Annotated in this window: 16 protein-coding genes; all 16 read right to left on the reverse strand. The window is 71.7% G+C overall.

The genetic code is table 11. From position 1 onward, the window contains the following. Positions 1–7 precede the first annotated feature (7 nt). Positions 8–922 (reverse strand): F0F1 ATP synthase subunit gamma, encoded by a 915-nt coding sequence (locus tag ACSMHG_RS04305; RefSeq protein ID WP_435742174.1) that lies wholly within the window; start codon positions 920–922, stop codon positions 8–10. Positions 923–925: 3 nt separating this feature from the next. Continuing rightward, the gene (gene atpA / locus ACSMHG_RS04310) at positions 926–2,557 is read right to left on the reverse strand and encodes a F0F1 ATP synthase subunit alpha (protein WP_435742175.1); all 1,632 of its coding nucleotides are present in this window, start codon (positions 2,555–2,557) and stop codon (positions 926–928) included. Between the two features lie 47 nt (positions 2,558–2,604). Further along, positions 2,605–3,420, reverse strand: coding sequence for a F0F1 ATP synthase subunit delta (locus ACSMHG_RS04315; protein ID WP_435742176.1), 816 nt, complete (start codon positions 3,418–3,420; stop codon positions 2,605–2,607). Between the two features lie 13 nt (positions 3,421–3,433). After that, a complete protein-coding gene (locus tag ACSMHG_RS04320; protein ID WP_435742177.1) occupies positions 3,434–3,973 on the reverse strand; it encodes a F0F1 ATP synthase subunit B in 540 nt (179 codons plus the stop codon). A 40-nt stretch (positions 3,974–4,013) separates the two neighbouring features. Beyond that, a complete protein-coding gene (locus tag ACSMHG_RS04325) occupies positions 4,014–4,217 on the reverse strand; it encodes a F0F1 ATP synthase subunit C (protein WP_435742179.1) in 204 nt (67 codons plus the stop codon). A 121-nt stretch (positions 4,218–4,338) separates the two neighbouring features. Beyond that, positions 4,339–5,142: a F0F1 ATP synthase subunit A gene (gene atpB / locus ACSMHG_RS04330; protein WP_435742181.1), complete on the reverse strand. Its 804-nt coding sequence runs from the start codon at positions 5,140–5,142 to the stop codon at positions 4,339–4,341. Between the two features lie 25 nt (positions 5,143–5,167). Continuing rightward, on the reverse strand, positions 5,168–5,410 hold the full coding sequence (locus tag ACSMHG_RS04335) for an AtpZ/AtpI family protein (protein WP_435742182.1): 243 nt from the start codon (positions 5,408–5,410) through the stop codon (positions 5,168–5,170). A 29-nt stretch (positions 5,411–5,439) separates the two neighbouring features. Further along, positions 5,440–5,913, reverse strand: a complete 474-nt coding sequence (locus ACSMHG_RS04340) for a hypothetical protein (RefSeq protein WP_435742183.1) — start codon at positions 5,911–5,913, stop codon at positions 5,440–5,442. A gap of 88 nt (positions 5,914–6,001) precedes the next feature. Then, entirely contained in the window at positions 6,002–7,180 is a 1,179-nt protein-coding gene (locus ACSMHG_RS04345; protein ID WP_435742184.1) for a glycosyltransferase family 4 protein, read from the reverse strand. After that, entirely contained in the window at positions 7,180–7,854 is a 675-nt protein-coding gene (locus ACSMHG_RS04350; protein ID WP_435742185.1) for an L-threonylcarbamoyladenylate synthase, read from the reverse strand. The genes ACSMHG_RS04345 and ACSMHG_RS04350 overlap by 1 nt, the downstream gene beginning before the upstream one ends. A 4-nt stretch (positions 7,855–7,858) precedes the next feature. After that, on the reverse strand, positions 7,859–8,701 hold the full coding sequence (gene prmC, locus ACSMHG_RS04355; RefSeq protein ID WP_435742186.1) for a peptide chain release factor N(5)-glutamine methyltransferase: 843 nt from the start codon (positions 8,699–8,701) through the stop codon (positions 7,859–7,861). Continuing rightward, complete coding sequence (prfA, locus tag ACSMHG_RS04360; protein ID WP_435742187.1) at positions 8,698–9,771, reverse strand: peptide chain release factor 1; 1,074 nt, start codon at positions 9,769–9,771, stop codon at positions 8,698–8,700. Before prfA ends, prmC begins: the two co-directional genes overlap by 4 nt. 114 nt (positions 9,772–9,885) lie before the next feature. Continuing rightward, complete coding sequence (gene rpmE / locus ACSMHG_RS04365; protein ID WP_435742188.1) at positions 9,886–10,101, reverse strand: 50S ribosomal protein L31; 216 nt, start codon at positions 10,099–10,101, stop codon at positions 9,886–9,888. A 141-nt stretch (positions 10,102–10,242) separates the two neighbouring features. Further along, positions 10,243–11,787, reverse strand: coding sequence for a sensor histidine kinase (locus ACSMHG_RS04370; protein ID WP_435742189.1), 1,545 nt, complete (start codon positions 11,785–11,787; stop codon positions 10,243–10,245). Positions 11,788–11,862: 75 nt separating this feature from the next. Beyond that, positions 11,863–12,234, reverse strand: a complete 372-nt coding sequence (locus ACSMHG_RS04375; protein ID WP_435742191.1) for a response regulator transcription factor — start codon at positions 12,232–12,234, stop codon at positions 11,863–11,865. A gap of 117 nt (positions 12,235–12,351) precedes the next feature. After that, the gene (gene rho / locus ACSMHG_RS04380; protein ID WP_435742192.1) at positions 12,352–14,250 is read right to left on the reverse strand and encodes a transcription termination factor Rho; all 1,899 of its coding nucleotides are present in this window, start codon (positions 14,248–14,250) and stop codon (positions 12,352–12,354) included. Positions 14,251–14,466: the final 216 nt, after the last annotated feature.

Genomic DNA, 14,466 nt, shown 5'->3' on the forward strand with positions numbered 1-14,466 from the left:
CACTCCGTTATTCGGCACCGGCGTTGGCGTCGGCCAGCGCGTTGACGCCACCGACGATCTCGCTGATTTCCTGGGTAATGCCGGCCTGGCGGGCCTGGTTGGCGATCCGCGTGTACTTCTTGATGAGCTCTTCGGCGTTGTCGGTCGCCGCCTTCATCGCCTTCTGCCGCGCCGCGAGCTCGGAGGCGGCGGACTGCAGCAGGGCGAAGAAGATCCGGCTGGTGACGTACTGCGGCAGCAGCGCGTCGAGGACCTCCTCGGCCGACGGCTCGAACTCGTAGAGCGGCAGCAGCTCGGAGGCGTCGGGCCGCTCCTCGCCCTCGACGACCTCCAGCGGCAGCAGCCGCACCGCCGTGGGCTCCTGGGTCAGCATCGAGCGGAACCGGGTGTAGACGACGTGGACCTCGTCGACGTCGCCCTCCTCACCCTGGTCCTTGAGAAAGGACTCGATGAGCGTCGACCCGACCTCGGCGGCCACGTCGTAGGACGGCTGGTCGGAGAAGCCCGTCCACGACCGCACGATCGGACGCTGGCGGAACTTGTAGTACGCCTCGCCCTTGCGGCCGCAGATGTAGGTGTCGATCTCCTTGCCCTCGGACCGGAGCTTCTCGGCGAGCCGCTCCGCCTCCTTGAGCACGCTCGTGGAGTAGGCGCCGGCCAGGCCGCGGTCGCTGGTGACGATCAGCACCGCCGCCCGCTTCGGGTCCTCCTCCTCCCGGGTCAGCGGGTGGTCGACGTTCGAGAACGTCGCCACCGCCGACACGGCGCGGGTCAGCTCGCGGGCGTACGGCGCAGCCGCCTGAGCCCGCTGCTGCGCCTTGATGATGCGGGACGCAGCGATGAGCTCCATGGCGCGCGTGATCTTCTTCATCGACTCCGTCGACTTGATCCGCGCGCGGTACTCACGCACTGACAGGGCCATGCCTCAGCCCCGCTTCTGCTTGACGATCTGCTCCTGGTCCTCGTCCTCGAGCGCCTCGGCGGGCGCCTCGCGGCCGGCCTTGAGCGAGCCGCCCTCGGAGGTCTCGAACTGGTCGAGGAAGGAGTTGTAGGCGCTCTCGAGACCGGCCTCGTCCTCGAACTTCCGGGTCTCGCGGATGGCGGCGAGGATGCCGTCGTGCGAGCGGCGCAGGTAGTCGAGGAACTCCTGCTCGAAGCGGATGACGTCGCCGACCGGCACCCGGTCGAGACGACCGGTGGTGCCGAGCCAGAGGGCGACGGTCATGTCCTCGAGCGGGTAGGGGTTGTAGGCGGGCTGCTTGAGCAGGGCCATCAGCCGCTGGCCGCGGTCGAGCTGCTGGCGCGAGGCCGCGTCGAGGTCGGAGGCGAACATCGCGAACGCCTCCATGGCACGGAACTGCGCCAGGTCGACCTTGAGCGAGCCGGTGACGGCCTTCATCGCCTTGGTCATCGCCGAGCCACCCACGCGCGAGACCGACACACCGACGTCGATGGCCGGGCGCTGGTTGGAGGCGAACAGGTCCGACTGCAGGAAGATCTGGCCGTCGGTGATGGAGATGACGTTGGTCGGGATGAACGCCGAGACGTCGTTGGCCTTGGTCTCGATGATCGGCAGGCCGGTCATCGAGCCCGCGCCGAGGTCGTCGGAGAGCTTCGCGCAGCGCTCGAGCAGCCGGCTGTGCAGGTAGAACACGTCACCGGGGTACGCCTCGCGGCCCGGCGGGCGGCGCAGCAGCAGCGACACGGCGCGGTAGGCCTCGGCCTGCTTGGTCAGGTCGTCGAAGACGATCAGGACGTGCTTGCCGTCGTACATCCAGTGCTGGCCGATGGCCGAGCCGGTGTAGGGGGCGAGGTACTTGAAGCCCGCGCTGTCCGACGCCGGCGAGGCGACGATGGTGGTGTACTCGAGCGCGCCGGCCTCCTCGAGGGCGCCGCGCACCGAGGCGATCGTCGACCCCTTCTGGCCGATGGCGACGTAGATGCAGCGGACCTGCTTCGTCGGGTCGCCCGACTCCCAGTTCTGCTTCTGGTTGATGATCGTGTCGATCGCGATCGTCGTCTTGCCGGTCGCGCGGTCGCCGATGATCAGCTGGCGCTGGCCGCGGCCGATCGGCGTCATGGCGTCGATCGCCTTGATGCCGGTGGCGAGCGGCTCGTGCACCGACTTGCGCTGCATCACCGTCGGAGCCTGGAGCTCCAGCGCACGGCGGCCGACGGACTCGACCTCGCCGAGGCCGTCGATCGGGTTGCCCAGCGGGTCGACGACGCGGCCGAGGTAGCCGTCCCCGACGGGGACCGAGAGGATCTCGCCCGTCCGGCGGACGGTCTGGCCCTCCTCGATCTTGTCGAAGTCACCGAGGATGACGACGCCGATCTCGCGGGTGTCGAGGTTCAGGGCGATGCCCAGCGTGCCGTCCTCGAACTCGAGCAGCTCGTTGGCCATCGCCGACGGCAGTCCGGAGACGCGGGCGATGCCGTCACCGGCGGACGCGACCGTGCCCACCTCTTCGCGGCTCGCAGCCTCGGGCTGGTAGTCGGCGACGTACTTCTGGAGCGCGTCGCGGATCTCCTCCGGACGGATGGAGAGCTCCGTCATCTCGGTTCCTTCTTCCTTGGGTCTCTACGTGAGTGCGAGGGGGTGGATCAGCCGGCGAGCCGACGACGGGCGTCGTCGAGCCGGCCGGACACGGTGCCGTCGATGACGTCGTCACCGATCTCGACCCGCATCCCGCCGAGGAGCGCGGGCTCCACCAGCAGGTTGAGGTGCACGGGCCGTCCGTACTGGCGCGACAGGGCACCGGCGAGTCGCCCGCGCTCGTCGTCGGACAGCTCGCGAGCCACCCGAACGGTGGCCACGCCCCGCCCGTGCGCCTCGGCGGCGACCTTCTGGTACTCCGCGAGCGCGACGCCCACCGTGCGGTGGGTGCCGGCCAGCGACTGGATGGCCAGCACGACCGTCGCCGGGTGGGCCTTGCCCTCCAGCAGCGACCGCACCAACCCGGCCTTGTCCTCCAGCGTACGGGCCGGGTCCGACAGGGCGTCCCGGAGCGCCGGGTTGTCCTTGACCGTCTGGCTGAAGGCGAACAGCTCGTCGGAGAGCCGAGCAGCCTGGTCGTCGGCCGCCCGCACCGCGGAGACGACCCCGAGGTGCTCGAGCGCGTCGGCCAGGTCGCGGCCCGCGGTCCACCGGCGACCGACCGCCGAGGCGACCAGCGTGAGCGTCGCCTCGGAGACCTTCCCACCGAAGACCTGCCGGACCAGGCCGGCCTTGGCCTCGGCCGGGACGGACACGTCGGTGGCGAAGCGCCGCAACGAGCCCTCGGCGCGGACCGTCTGCGAGACGGAGAACAGCTCGTCGGCCACCGTGCTCGCGGAGTCCGCGGACGGCACGACCTGCGGCAGCTCCTCGACGAGGCCTGCCACGCTGTCCGCCGACGCGCCACGGAACGACGAGGTCATGAGTCGGCCCCCATCAGTTCTGGCCCGCCGTGCCCGACTCGAGGTCGGCCAGGAACCGGTCGACCACGCGACGCTGGCGGTCGTCGTCCTCGAGGGACTCGCCGACGATCCGGCTGGCGAGCGTCGTCGCCAGGGCGCCGACCTCCGCCCGCAGCGAGGTGACCGCCTGCTGGCGCTCGGCCTCGATCTGCGTCTTGCCGTGCTCCACGATCCGCGACGCCTCGGCCTGTGCCTGCTCGCGCATCTCGGCGACGATGCCGGCACCCTGCTCGCGCGCCTCCTCGCGGATGCGGGCGGCCTCGTGCCGGGCGTCGGCGAGCCGCTGCTCGAGCTCGGCGAGCTTGGCGTCGGCCTCGGCCTGCTTGGTCTCGGCCGCGGCCAGCCCGCCCTCGATCGCCTGGGTGCGCTCGGCGTAGGCCTTCTCAAAGTTCGGTACCACGAACTTCCAGATGAGGACGAGCAGGATGAGGAACCAGACCGCACCCAGGATGATCTCCGAGAGGTGCGGGATCAGCGGGTTCAGTTCCTCCGCCGCCCGGATGGAGTCAGTCATGTCTCACCTCGTTGAGGTCTGTGCTTCGGAGTGAACGAGGTCAGATGGCGAAGGCGAGCGCGATGCCGATGATCGCCAGCGCCTCGGCGAGCGCGAAGCCGAGGATCGCGATCGACTGCAGGCGCGACTGCGCCTCGGGCTGGCGGGCGACGCCGTTGATGTAGGCGGCGAAGATCAGACCCACGGCGATGGCCGGGCCGATCGTCGCGACGCCGTAGCCGAGCATGTTCAGAGAGCCTTCCACGGCTTTCCTTTCGTCGAGACGCGCTGGTCGCGTCAGGTGTCGAGTCCTTCAACGGGGCTATGCAGTTGGCTATGCAGTTGTGGGGTCCGCCGCGAGCCGGAGGCGCGTGGCGGTCCGAGGCTCAGTGCTCCTCGGAGACCGCACCGGCGACGTACATCGCGGTGAGGAGGGTGAAGACGTAGGCCTGGAGGAACATCACCAGGAGCTCGAGGGCGCTGACGAGGAAGAACATCAGGAGCGCGCCGATGCCGCCGATGATGTTCATGAACGTCTTGTCGGCCTCGACCAGGAGGTACTCCCCGCCCAGCGCGAAGAGGATCAGCAGCAGGTGGCCTGCGAACATGTTCGCGAAGAGACGCAGCGCCAGCGTGACCGGGCGGACGACGATGTTGGAGAGGATCTCGAGCGGGACGATCAGCACCAGCATCACGCCGCTGACGCCCGCCGGGACCGAGACGTGCTTGAGGTAGCCGAAGAAGCCGTGCCGCTTGATGCCGACGCCGTTGTAGAGCAGCCACGAGAGGATCGCCAGCCCGTAGGCGTAGCCCGAGTGGCTGAACGTCGGGAACTGGACCAACGGGATCATGCCGAAGTAGTTGTTCACCAGCACGAAGGTGAACAGCGCGAAGAGGTACGGCACGAACTTCATGAAGTGCTCGGACCCGATGGAGTCCCGGGCGATGGAGTTGCGCACGCCGCCGTAGACGAACTCGCCGGCGAACTGCAGCCGGCCGGGGACGACCGCCGCCTTGCGCGACATCGCGTAGAAGAGCCCGAAGATCAGCACGACCGACAGGGCCACCATCACCATCGGCTTGGTGACCTCACCGAAGATCGGCGGCAGGTCGAAGTCGGCCGGGCCCGGCGGGGTGAAGCCGTGACCGTCCGCCGCCAGGGGCTTCAGGACGTGGGCGAGGTCGATCAACGCCTTGTCTCCTTCGTCGTGTGCGTCACTGCTCTCCTCGGGACTGGTCGGAGGCGACTCCGAAAGTCTTGAACACCATGAACACTCCGAGCCCGGCCCCGAGGAGGATGCCGACCATCACGAGGAACGAGGTCTCGAGCCACTGGTCGGCGAGCCAGCCGAGCGCGCCGTACAGCAGCACGCCCCCCACGAGGTAGCTGAAGGCCCGCCACGGATCGCCCTGAGGAGACGACTCCTCCGGAGCTGCCGGCGGCCCCTGCTGACTCATTGCGGTCCGGACCCTAGCAGGATGCCGGCTCACGATTCACCACCGGCCCGGGCGGGCGTGCGGGGCAGGTCGTAGAGCGGGATCCGGGCGCGGGCGGCGAGCACCACCTGCACCACCAGCCACGCCAGGACGGTGGCCACGAGGCCTCCCGTCAGCCAGCCGTCGGCGAGCTCCTCCCCCGCCGCCGGGGAGCGCTCGAGCCCCACCAGGACGACCACGACGACCAGGAGCTGCAGCGTGTAGGTCAGCAGCGCCACCGCCAGCGAGGCCGAGGGCATCAGGCCCGCGACGACGTTGACGGTGAAGGCGCCGAACGCGAACACGACGACCGCCAGCACGCTCCCGACCAGGGCGCCGTACGCCGCCCGCTCACCGTCGAGCAGCGCACCCGTGGCCGCGACGGCGAGGCCGAGCGCCAGGCTCCCCACGGCGGCACCGGCGAGCACGCCCGCGCCGCTGCTGCGGCGGGGTGCGCCGGTCTCGCGCGCGCTTGCGGTCTCCATGTGGCGGCCGTTTCTGGGGAGGGATGGTCGCGGTCGTCAGCGGCCCGGCGGGCCGCTCGTGAAAGTTATCACAAAGTGGCCGGACGGCTCACCGTGCGGTCCCCGGCCCGCCCGGAGCCTCGGCTGCCGGACCGTCGGCGGCGCCGAGCAGGCGGGACCCGTGGAGCACCGGCAGCACGAACGTGAGGACCACCGTCACCACGGCCAGGAGGCCGACACCGACCCACACCCAGAGCCCGGTGTAGAGGCTCGCCAGCACCGTGGCGAAGGCGATGAGGGCCGCCCACAGCCACATGATCACGACCGCGCGCCGCTGCGAGTGGCCGATCTCCAGGAGTCGGTGGTGGAGGTGCTGCTTGTCGGGCGCGAACGGGGACCGGCCGGCGCGGGTGCGGCGTACGACCGCGAGCACCAGGTCCAGCAGCGGCACCAGCAGGATGGAGATCGGCAGCAGCACGGGCAACAGGGTCGGCAGCAGGCTCGCCTGCGAGCCCGAGCCGCCCTGGGCGAGCTCGGTGCCGGAGAACTGGCCGGTCAGCGTGACGGCACTGGCCGAGAGCACCAGGCCGATCAGCATCGACCCGGAGTCGCCCATGAAGAGGCGGGCGGGGTGGAAGTTGTGGACCAGGAAGCCCAGGCACGCCCCGGCGAGCGCGACGCTCAGCAGGGCCGCGGTCGTCGCCCGCGAGGCGTCGTTGAGGCGGGTGAGCTCGTAGCAGAAGACGAAGAAGGCCACGGCGCCGATGCCGACCACCCCAGCCGCCAGGCCGTCGAGCCCGTCGACGAAGTTGACCGCGTTGACGGTCGCGACGACGACGAAGCCGGTGAGGAGCGGGCCCTGGACCGGGTCGAGCGCGAAGGTCTCGCCGTTGGTGAGGGGGAAGTAGATGTACTGGATGCCGAACGCGACGAGGAAGCCCGCGGCCAGGACCTGGCCGCCCAGCTTGGTGAGCGCGTCGATCTCGAAGATGTCGTCCAGGACGCCGACCGCGCAGATCATCGCCCCCGCGATGAGCACGATGCCGGCGTCGCGGAAGACGAACGGGCTGCTCAGCGACAGGAACGGCAGCTCCCGCGCGACGAGGTACGCCGCGACCAGGCCGCCGAGCATGGCGAGCCCGCCGAGGTACGGGATCGGCTCGTCGTGCACGTCTCGGTCCCGGACGGCGGCCACCGCCCCGGTCCGCACCGCGATCTCCCGGGCCACCACCGTCAGGAGGTAGGTGACGGTCGCCGCGACGAGGAAGACGAGGAGGTACTCCCGCACTAGGTGCTCGCCCGGCCCTCGTCCGTCAGCGTGGCGCCGAGCGGCTCGAGCACCTCGTTGAGCGCCTCGAGCGAGAGGGCTCCGCGGCGCAGCACGCGCCCCTGGTCACCGGTGACGTCGACGATCGTGGAGGCCTCGCCGCCCGACCCGACGGGACCGCCGTCGATGATCACCGCTACCTCGTCGCCGAGCATCTCCTCGGCCTGGTCGGCGTCCGTCGCCGCCGGCAGGCCGCTGAGGTTGGCCGAGGAGACGGCCAGCGGACCGGTCCGCTCGAGCACCTCCAGCGCGAGGGGGTGGTCGGGCATCCGCACCGCGACGGTCCCCCGGGTGTCCCCGAGGTCCCACTGCAGCGAGCTCTGCTGGTGGCAGACCACGGTGAGCGGACCCGGCCAGAACCGCTCGACGAGAGCCCGGGCGTAGCCGGGCACCCGGACCGCGAGGGCGTCGAGCGTGGTGGCGGAGCTGACCAGCACGGGCGGCGGCATGTCCCGGCCCCGGCCCTTCGCCGCGAGCAGGTCGCGCACAGCGGCCGGGTCGAAGGCGTCGGCCGCGATGCCGTAGACGGTGTCGGTCGGCAGCACGACCAGCTCGCCGCGCTGGACGGCCACGGTCGCGGCCTCCACGGCAGCCTCGCGGGCCTCCTCGGTGTCGGTGGCGTAGCGCTCGGTCACGGGCTCATCTTGCCAGTCGCGCCGTCACGAAGCGCGGGCGACCTGCCAGGTCCCGGTGGTCGCGCACCTCGGTCCACCGACCGGTCGCGGCGAAGACCGCGGGAGCCGACTCCGCCTGCACCTCCGCGTGCTCCGCGGCGACCACTCCCCCGGGCCGCAGCAGCAGCGCGGCCCGGCGCTCGAGGACCCGCATGGCGTCGAGACCGTCGGCGCCCGAGAAGAGCGCGAGGTGGGGATCGTGGTCACGCGCCTCGACCGCGACCGACTCCCACGCCTCGAGCGGCACGTACGGCGGGTTGCAGGTGACCACGTCGACCGTGCCGGCGAGGTCCTCGAACGCCGAGGCGAGGTCTCCCTCGCGCAGGTCGACGCCGGTGCCGGCCAGGTTCCGCGCCGCCCACCGGTGCGCGTCCGGGTCGAGCTCGACCGCGTGCACGGTGGCCTGCGGGACCTCGTCGGCCAGCGCCTTCGCGATGGCGCCCGACCCGGTGCCGAGGTCCACGACGACCGGCGCGGCCAGCGGCGCCGCCTGGTCCACCGCCCACCCGGCGAGCAGCTCGGTCTCCGGTCGCGGCACGAAGACACCGGGCCCGACCGCCAGCTCGACGTGGCGGAACCACGCCCGGCCGGTGAGGTGCTGCAGCGGCTCCCGCGCCGCACGGCGGGCGACCAGCCCGGCGTACCGCTCGGCGGCGGCGTCGTCGACCTCGTCGAGGAGGACCAGCCGGGAGCGATCGGTCCCCAGCACGTGGGCCAGCAGCTCGGCGGCGTCGTGCTCGGGGCTGGCCACGCCCGCGGCCCGCAGCCGGCCCGTGGCGTCGGCCAGCAGCGGGCGCCGCGCGGTCACTGCTCCAGCGCCTCGAGGCGGCCGGCGAGGTCGGCTGCGACGCAGGAGGCGAGCACCGGCTGGAGGTCGCCGTCGAGGACCTGGTCGAGGTTGTAGGCCTTGTAGCCGGTGCGGTGGTCGGAGATCCGGTTCTCGGGGTAGTTGTAGGTCCGGATCCGCTCGGAGCGGTCGACGGTGCGGACCTGGCTGCGCCGGGCGTCGCTCGCCTCCGCAGCGGCGGACTCCTGCGCCGCGGCGAGCAGCCTGGCGCGGAGGATCCGCAGCGCCTGCTCCTTGTTCTGCAGCTGGCTCTTCTCGTTCTGGCAGGAGACGACGATCCCGGTGGGCACGTGGGTGATCCGCACGGCCGAGTCGGTGGTGTTGACGCTCTGGCCGCCCGGCCCGCTGGAGCGGAAGACGTCGATGCGCAGGTCGTTCTCGTCGACGGTGACGTCGACCTGCTCCGCCTCGGGCAGCACCAGGACTCCTGCGGCGCTGGTGTGCACCCGTCCCTGGGACTCGGTCACCGGCACCCGCTGCACGCGGTGCACGCCGCCCTCGAACTTCAGCAGCGCGTACGGCGCCTCGCCCGGCTCGGGGGTGCCCTTCGCCTTGACGGCCACCGTCACCGACTTGTAGCCACCCAGGTCGGACTCGGCGGCGTCGAGCACCTCGACGCGCCAACCGCGGGTCTCGGCGTACCGGGTGTACATCCGCAGGAGGTCGCCCGCGAAGAGGGCCGACTCCTCGCCGCCCTCCCCCGACTTCAGCTCGAGGATCGCGTCCTTCTCGTCGGCGGGGTCGCGCGGCACGAGCAGGTGGCGCAGCCGCTCCTCCGTCTCGGCCCTCCAGACCACGAGCGCCTCCACCTCCTCGGCGAAGGTGGGGTCCTCGGCCGCCAGCTCGCGCGCTGCCTCGAGGTCCTCCTCGAGCCGGTGCCACTCGCGCCACGCCCCGATGACGGCGGAGAGCTGGGCGTAGCGCTGGTTGAGCCGCTTGGCCAGCCGCGCGTCGGCGTGAGTCTCCGGAGCGGCGAGCTGCTGCTCGAGATCGGCGTGCTCGGCGAGCATGCCCTCGACGGCCTCGAACACCGGCACTCCTCCTCGACCTCGGCGGCTCCCGGAGCGCGCACTGCGCGACCGGGGGTGGTGACAAATGACGAGCGCCGGTCCCCGCCCGTGGCGGGGACCGGCGCTCGGGGACAGCTACTTCTTGGCTGCCTTGGCGTAGCGGGCCTCGAAGCGGGCGACGCGGCCGCCGGTGTCGAGGATCTTCTGCTTGCCGGTGTAGAACGGGTGGCACTGCGAGCAGACGTCCGAGCGGATCTGGCCCGACGTGACAGTGCTGCGAGTGGTGAACTGAGCACCGCAGGTGCAGGTCACCTGGGTCTCGACGTACTCGGGGTGGATGTCCTTCTTCATGGTGTCCTCTCAGTCGCCGGGTCGTCCGCCGCGCCCTGCGGCCGGGACGTGAACCGGAACCAGCAACGAATTGTGCCACCGGTCCGAACACCCGACGAATCGTGGTTGTTCCCCCCGGAGGAGCAGCCCCCGCCGATCTCCTCAGCCCGAGATCCCGGACGCGTCGGCGACCCCGGGGACGGGTGGGGCCGCGGTCTCGCCGCCCGGGTCGCCCTGGAGCCGCAGCCCGACGGTGACCGTGGTGCCTGCCCCCTCCTCGGACTCGATCACCATGTCCCCGTCGTGCTTGTGGACGATCGTCTGGACGATCCGCACACCGAGGCCGGTGCCCGCGATCTCGTGGTGCACCGCGTTCGACGCCCGGAAGAACCGCGTGCCGAGGCGGTCGACCTCGGCGGCCGGGATCCCGATCCCGTGGTCGACGACCGCGACCTCCACCCGCTGCAGGTCGCGGGTGAGGGCCACCCCGACCACGCCGCCGTCATGGCTGAACTTGACCGCGTTGCTCAGCAGGTTGAGGAATGCGCGGCTCAGCATCGCGCGGTCCGCCAGCACGTACAGCGGGTCCCGCGGGGCCTCCACCTCCACCCGGATCCCGCGGCGCGCCGCAGTGATCCGGACGTCGGTCGCCGCGTCCTGCACGATCTGGGTGAGGTCGGCCTGCTCCAGGGCCGTTGCCCGGTTCTCGGCCCGCGACAGCGTCAGCAGGTCGTCGATGAGCACCTTGAGCCGCGAGACGTTGCGCCGGGTAGCCTCCAGGATCCGCTCGTGCCGAGGCGCCATCTGGCCGTCGAACTCCTCGGCGACCAGCTCGAGGTAGCCGCTGATGGTCGTCAGCGGCGTCCGCAGCTCGTGGGAGATGTTGGAGACGAAGTCGTCCTTGGCCGTGTCGAGGGCCCGCAGCTCGTCGTGGATGCGCACCTCGACCGCCCGCGCTCGCTCCTGCTGGTCGGCCAGCTCGTTCAACGCTGCGGCGACCGCCCGCACCTCGCGGGGACCGCGGCCACCGGCACGGGCGTCGTGCTCTCCGCGAGCCATCCGGTGCACGACCGCCTCGAGCGACCCGAGGGGAGCGGCGAGCTCCTGCAGGACCCGCCTCCGGGCATGGTGGGTCATCAGCCATCCCACCAGCGCGAGCAGCGCGATCGCGGTGATCGTCCCCCGCAGCCACCACCGCGCCTCGGCCCTCGCCCCGCGCTCGTGACCGTCGAGGGACGCATCGGTCGCCCGGTGGGCCTCGCGGACCTCGGCGAAGAGCCGCTGGCCACGGAGGAACCGGCCAGGTTGGAACGTGCCGGGGCCACCGGGGGCGGCCACGCGGGGGGCGGCGTACCGGGCGATCCAGGCGGCAGCAGCCTCCTCCTGCCGCGCGACCAGCCGCTCCAGCTCGGCGTCCCCGCGCGCGAGCTCGCGCAGCGGCTGCCCGTGCCCCGGCACCCGTTGCAAGGCCTGGCGGTAGCCGTCGACGGTCGCGACCTCGCCGCTGCGGGCGTAGGCGCTCACGGCGACGTCCGCGTCGGTGAGGTCCTGGAGCACGCTCCGGTTGGCCACCGCCGCGGGGTTCAGCTCCTCCAGCAGGTGGTTGACGGCTCGGGTGGAGCCGAGCGTCCCGGCGATCGCGACCGCCGCCGTCAGCACCACCAGCACACCGATGCGGACGACGACCGGCGTGAGCAGCGCGGTCACCGGGCGCCCACCGGGCGACGGCGGCGCCGACCTCGGGGCGTCGCGAGCGGGAGGCGTCACGTCAGCGCTGGAGCGTCAGTGTGCTCGGGCGAGCAGTGCCTCCACCCGGGAGGCGAGCTCCCGCGGGCTGAACGGCTTGGTGATGTAGTCGTCCGCGCCGGAGTCGAACCCGGTCTCGACGTCGGACTCCTGGGCACGCGCGGTGAGGAGGATGACCGGCAGGTCCGCGAGGGCCGGCTCGGAGCGGATCACCCGGATCGCGTCGAGGCCCGAGAAGCCCGGCATCATCACGTCCAGCACGGCGAGGTCCGGCCGGTCGGCTCGGCAGGCCTCGACAGCGGCCGCTCCGTCGGAGACGGCGACGATGTCGTGCCCGAGCGTCGAGAGCTTGAACTCCACGAGCTCCCGGATGTCCACGTCGTCGTCCGCGACCAGGATCCGCGCCACCTGTGCCCCTCCTCGGGTTGTCCCTGCGTGTCAGCCGAGGCCAGCGGCCACCTGCGCGCTCAGCCTAGAGGGTCCTGCGTTGGGCGCGTCGGCGGATCGTCCGCGGCACGCCGGCCCTCACTCCTCGCCGTCGAGCGCCGGGGTCGAGCGCTGCACCTTGGTCAGGAACTCCACGTTGCTCTGCGACCCGCGGAGCCGGCCGAGCAACAGCTCGATCGCCTGCTGCGCGTCGAGGCCGGAGAGGACCTTGCGCAGCTTCCAGACGATCGCCATCTCCTCCTCCCCGAGGAGGAGCTCCTCACGGCGGGTGCCCGACTGGACGACGTCGATCGCCGGGAACAGCCGCCTGTCCGCGAGCTCTCGCCGCAGGCGGATCTCCATGTTCCCCGTGCCCTTGAACTCCTCGAAGATGACCTCGTCCATCTTGGAGCCGCTCTCGACCAGCGCGGTCGCCATGATGGTGAGCGAGCCGCCGTTCTCGATGTTCCGGGCAGCACCGAAGAACCGCTTGGGTGGGTAGAGCGCTGCGGAGTCGACGCCACCGGAGAGGATGCGGCCGCTGGCCGGCGCCGCGAGGTTGTAGGCCCGACCGAGCCTGGTGATGCCGTCCAGGAGGACGACCACGTCGTGGCCCAGCTCGACGAGGCGCTTCGCACGCTCGATCGCCAGCTCGGCGACCATCGTGTGGTCGGCCGGCGGACGGTCGAACGTCGAGGAGATGACCTCCCCCTTGACCGACCGCTCGAAGTCGGTCACCTCCTCGGGGCGCTCCTCGACCAGCACCACCATCAGGTGGCACTCGGGGTTGTTCTTCGTGATGGACTTCGCGATCGACTGGAGCACCACCGTCTTGCCGGCCTTGGCCGGGGAGACGATGAGCCCGCGCTGGCCCTTCCCGATCGGCGCAGCCAGGTCGATGATCCGGCCGACCAGGTCGTCGTGCGCGGTCTCGAGGCGCAGCCGCTCCGTGGGGTAGACCGGGGTGAGCTTGGCGAACTCGACCCGGTTCCGTGCGCTGTCCGGCTCCGCGCCGTTCACGCTGTCGAGCCGGACCATCGGGTTGAACTTCTCCTTGCGCTCGCCCTCCCGGGGCTGACGCACCTGCCCGACGACGGCGTCACCGCGGCGGAGGCCGAACTTCCGGACCATCGAGAGCGACAGGTAGACGTCGTCGGCACCTGGCAGGTAGCCGCTGGTCCGCACGAACGCGTAGTTGTCCAGGACGTCGAGGATGCCGGCGGCGGGCACCAGCACGTCGTCCTCGAGGATCGTGGTGTCCGGCTCGTTGCGCTGACCGCCCCGGTTGCGCTCGCGGTCGCGCCCCCGTCGACGTCGGTTGCGACCGCCGCCCTCGTCGTCGTCACGCTGGTCCTGCTGGCGGTCCTGCTGGCGGTCCTGCTGACGGTCCTGCTGCCGGTCCTGCTGACGGTCCTGCTGACGGTCCTGCTGCCGGTCCTGCTGCCGGTCGCGGTTCCGCTCGCGGCGCCGCTCGCCGTCCTGCTGATCGCCGCCGCGCTGCTGGCGCTGGTCGGCGCGCTCGTCGGGCTCGGGGTCCGCCGACCTCCCCTGCTCGGGCTGCTGAGCGTCCCTCTGCTGCTGGCCACGCTGGCCGCGCCGACCACCCGACTGGTCCGCGGACTGCTCGGCCGCCTGCTCACCCGACTGCCCACCCGACTGCCCACCCGACTGCTCGGCCGACGGCTGGTCGCCCTCGTTGCGCGCCTGTCGACCGCGGGCACCACGTCGGCTCGGCTTCTCGCCCTGCTCGGCCGCCGGTGCCGCGACGGGCGTCGACGCGCCGGACTGCCCCTGGCCGGACTGCCCGGAACCGCTGCCCTGGGCCGCCTTGATGGCCTCCACGAGCTGGGCCTTCTTCATCGTGCCGGCACCAGCGATGCCCATGCCCCCCGCCATCGACCTGAGGTCGGCGATGAGCATCGAGCCGAGCCCGCCGCCGCGCTTCTTCGGGGCGCCACCGGCCTCGGGCGCTGCGGACGGTTCCGTCGTTTCGGTCACGCGAGGTCCTTCAGTATCAGTGCCGGGCCGCAGGTCGCGGTCTCCGACTGCTGGTCAGGGCTTCCTCTCTCCTGGCGACCACCCTCGGGCGGGTACGCGCAGGCGTGGAGACTCCACGAGGATCGAGAGGAAGTGGGGGCAACCGGGTCGTGCCGGACGAGCCAGGCCGTCGCAGCTGCCACGCCGGGACTCGGCGCGGCGCCAATGTACCACCGG

Origin of the sequence: Nocardioides ureilyticus, from assembly GCF_051280745.1 — a bacterium.
Taxonomy (GTDB): Bacteria; Actinomycetota; Actinomycetes; order Propionibacteriales; family Nocardioidaceae; genus Nocardioides.

Coding starts and splice junctions, on each gene's coding strand:
- ACSMHG_RS04305 (WP_435742174.1), bottom strand. CDS start 922: ATGGCCCTGTCAGTGCGTGAGTACCGCGCGCGGATCAAGTCGACGGAG.
- atpA (WP_435742175.1), bottom strand. CDS start 2,557: ATGACGGAGCTCTCCATCCGTCCGGAGGAGATCCGCGACGCGCTCCAG.
- ACSMHG_RS04315 (WP_435742176.1), bottom strand. CDS start 3,420: ATGACCTCGTCGTTCCGTGGCGCGTCGGCGGACAGCGTGGCAGGCCTC.
- ACSMHG_RS04320 (WP_435742177.1), bottom strand. CDS start 3,973: ATGACTGACTCCATCCGGGCGGCGGAGGAACTGAACCCGCTGATCCCG.
- ACSMHG_RS04335 (WP_435742182.1), bottom strand. CDS start 5,410: ATGAGTCAGCAGGGGCCGCCGGCAGCTCCGGAGGAGTCGTCTCCTCAG.
- ACSMHG_RS04340 (WP_435742183.1), bottom strand. CDS start 5,913: ATGGAGACCGCAAGCGCGCGCGAGACCGGCGCACCCCGCCGCAGCAGC.
- rpmE (WP_435742188.1), bottom strand. CDS start 10,101: ATGAAGAAGGACATCCACCCCGAGTACGTCGAGACCCAGGTGACCTGC.